This is a genomic window from Micromonospora sp. M51, assembly GCF_018070305.1.
GTDB lineage: Bacteria > Actinomycetota > Actinomycetes > Mycobacteriales > Micromonosporaceae > Micromonospora > Micromonospora parva.
This window is the reverse complement of sequence record NZ_JAGPXZ010000730.1, coordinates 1-3024: the sequence shown is the minus strand read 5'-3', so window position 1 is coordinate 3024 and position 3024 is coordinate 1. Positions and strand designations below refer to the sequence as shown.

Sequence of the window (3024 nt, the reverse complement as noted above, 5' to 3'; positions counted from 1 at the left end):
CCCCCGCACTGCTCGGCATGAGAGGCGAAAGTACCGAACGCGGCGCTGACCCATCAACCCCGTGCAACGCGAGCGGACCTCGCCGCAGGGGCCGGTCAGGGCGGGTACGGGCCGGACTACGGGAACTTGGGGCTGCCGCCGCCGTCGCGCGGCAGTCGCGCCACCATCTCCCGGAACTCCCGTACCGTCATCGCCGACCGCAGGGTGGCGAAGACGGCCCCGGTTCCGGCCCGGGCGGTGGCCGGGTCCACCCCGGCGCGCTCTCCCACCAGCCGCAGGAACTCGGCGGGGCCGGCGTCCGGCGGTGGAACGGCGGTGGCGCCGCCGACATCCAGACCCACGCCGGTGTGGATCGCGTCCATGCCGGGGTCCGAGCCGACGGGCACCACCGGATCCGGGGTCGGTCCGCCGGTCCCGGCCGCATCCGGGGCTGGGCCGCTCAGGTAGCCGCCGACCTCGTCCGGTAGGTGCCCCACCAGGTCGCCGGGCGCGCTGCCGATCACCCGTTCGGCAATGGTCTGGAGTACGGCCCGGGCGAGCACCGCGGCCTGCTCGGCCGGCAGGCCGGACCGGTTGGACACCGCGTCGATGAAGTACGGGAACCCGTCGCCGTCGGTCACGCTCGGGCGGTTACCCCTGGCCGGGCGCGACAAACTGGCGCTAGGTCAGCAGCCCCTCGGCCAGCAGGTGGTCAAAGATGATCTGGTCGACCGCCGAGGTGCGGTGCCGGTCGGCGTACCCGAGCCAGGCCATCTCGGCGATCTCGCTCGCCGGCCGAAGCCGGCCCTGGTAGCCGGCTCGGTAGCAGGTCATCCGCACTGTGGTGCCGGTCGTGTGGCTGTGTGCCTGAGCGGTGAAGGTGCCCAGGTGCACGGCGCCGGACACGTCGACCTCGACGCTCAACTCCTCGTCGATCTCCCGGCGCAGGGTCTCCAGGTCGGTCTCGCCGGGCTCGCGTTTTCCACCCGGCAGGTACCAGACGTCCTTCCCCTGCGACCTGGTGCTCAGCACCCTGCCGTCCTCGATGAGGATCCAGGCCACCTTGTCGATCTCGCGCACGACGCTCCTTCCGGCCGGTGGGATCGGGCACGCTACCACCCGGATCCCGCGCTCAGTCGGCCAGCAGGTCGAGCAGCAGCGCGGCGGTCCAGCTGAACGCCGGTGAGCCCAGCCCGGCGCCGGTGTCCGGGTGGAAGTACTCGTGGCAGCCGGCCCCGGCCACCAGGCCGACCATCGAGCGGCGCAGCCCGGCGGCCAACTCCGGGTGTCCGTGCGTGAGCAGCCCCCGCCGGATCAGCCAGCCGATGTTGAGCCAGCTCGGCCCGCGCCAGTAGCGCAGCGGCTCGAAGTCGGGCGCGGTGCGGTCGTAGGTGGGCAACGGCCGGTCCATCCGCCGGGCCACCCCGAAACGCGCCGAGCGGGCCTCGACGACCAGCGCGTCGACCTGCCGGCTCGGCAGGTCGGGCAGGATCAGCGGTGCCAGCCCGAGCACGGTCCGGGCGCTCACCACCCGGTCGGTGCGCAGGTCGCGGGGTTGGAACGTGCCGGTGTCCGGGTCGTACAGCCGGCGTACCAGGGCTTCGGTGATCTGGGCCGCGCGGTCCCGGTGCGGCCCGGGGTCGCCGCCGACGAGCGCGGCGACCTCGGCGAGGGCGTGTTCGGCGGCCCCGAAGGCCGCGTTGAACAGCGGGCACTCCACCAGGAACGGGTGACCGGCGGCCAGGTCGCGGTCGGCGTAACGGTGGTCGCGGTAGGCGGCGACGATCGCCAGGTAACGCGCGTAGTCCAGGTCCGTGGGGCGGTGCGCGGCGTCGGCGTGCGCGGTGTCGTGCCGACGGTACGCGGACATGACAGCCGCCTCGGCCGGCACCGCCGCCATCGGCTCGTCCCAGGCCGGGCTGTTGTCCAATCCGGACTCCCACGGGTGCACGACGCAGACCAGCCCGTCGCCGGCCACGTCCCGCCGGTCGGCCAGGTAGCGCTGCTGGGCGACCAGCGCGGGATAGAGCCGGCGCAGCGCGGCCAGGCCGGCGGGGTCGGGTGCCCGCCGGTACGCCAGCAACGCGGCGAGCGCGTGCACCGGGGGTTGGACCAGGCCGGAGGTGGCCACCGCCGGTGCTCCGGGCACGTCGGCCGAGCGCCACATCTCCGGTCCGGGGAAGTACGCGCCGACCCGCAGCGCCGGGTTGAACACGATGTGCGGCACCCGGCCGTCGGCCCACTGTGCCCGGAACAGGCTCGCCAGCTCCCGCCAGGCGCGCTCGGGGCGGACGTGGGCCAGCCCGATCGCGATGAACGCGGAGTCCCAGCTCCACTGGTGCGGGTAGAGGGTGCGCGACGGCACCGTGTGGTCGTGTTCCCAGTTGGCGTCGAGCGTGTCGACCGCGAGCTGACGCAGCCCGCTCGGGTCGGCCGGGCCACCGGTGCGGGCGGCGTCGGCGCGCGTCGCTGGGGAGTCGGCGGGCACGCCGTTGCGGGCCGACTCGGCGGCGGGCGCGCCGACACCTGTCTGCCCAGCACCGGCGGTCATGCGGCGGCCCGCCGGGGCAGCGCGTGGCGCAGCACGGTGGCGGCCTGTTGCAGGGCGCGGACCGGGTCGCCGCGCAGCCGGCACTCCAGGGACAGCCACCCCCGGTAGTCCCGCTCCAGCAGGGTACGCACCAGCGCCGTCCAGTCCAGGTGCCCGGCGCCGGGCTGGTACCGGTTGGAGTCGCTGACCTGCACGTGCCCGAGGTACGGCGCGGCGGCACGCAGCGCGCGGTGCACGTCGTCCTCCTCGATGTTCATGTGGAAGGTGTCGGCGACCACCCGGACCGACGGCAGCCCGAGGGTGGCGCAGAGCGCCACGGCCTCGTCGAGCCGGTTGACCATGTGGTCCTCGTACCTGTTGAGGGGTTCCAGGAAGAGGGTGACCCCCTCGGCCCGGGCGTGCTCGCCCAGCTCGCCCAGGGCGTCGAGGAGGACCTGCCGGTCGCCGTCCGGCGGGCGGGGCGGCTCGAACGGTGGCAGCCGCCGGGAGAACAT

4 protein-coding genes are annotated in these 3024 nt (G+C 74.5%); all 4 read right to left on the bottom strand.

Annotation, left to right across the window (positions count from 1 at the left end):
* Positions 1-116: 116 nt before the first annotated feature.
* Complete coding sequence (locus KBX53_RS27800; RefSeq protein WP_210862486.1) at positions 117-620, bottom strand: DUF2267 domain-containing protein; 504 nt, start codon at positions 618-620, stop codon at positions 117-119.
* A 40-nt stretch (positions 621-660) separates the two neighbouring features.
* Complete coding sequence (locus tag KBX53_RS27795; RefSeq protein WP_210862484.1) at positions 661-1059, bottom strand: NUDIX domain-containing protein; 399 nt, start codon at positions 1057-1059, stop codon at positions 661-663.
* Positions 1060-1111: 52 nt separating this feature from the next.
* Positions 1112-2530, bottom strand: a complete 1419-nt coding sequence (locus KBX53_RS27790) for a hypothetical protein (RefSeq protein WP_247676324.1) — start codon at positions 2528-2530, stop codon at positions 1112-1114.
* The coding region (locus KBX53_RS27785; protein ID WP_210862482.1) for a sugar phosphate isomerase/epimerase family protein at positions 2527-3024 on the bottom strand (498 nt) is incomplete at its 5' end. The genes KBX53_RS27790 and KBX53_RS27785, both read right to left, overlap by 4 nt.

What these genes read in the sequence shown, in the direction of transcription:
- KBX53_RS27790 (WP_247676324.1), bottom strand. Translation starts at nt 2,530, where the DNA reads ATGACCGCCGGTGCTGGGCAGACAGGTGTCGGCGCGCCCGCCGCCGAG.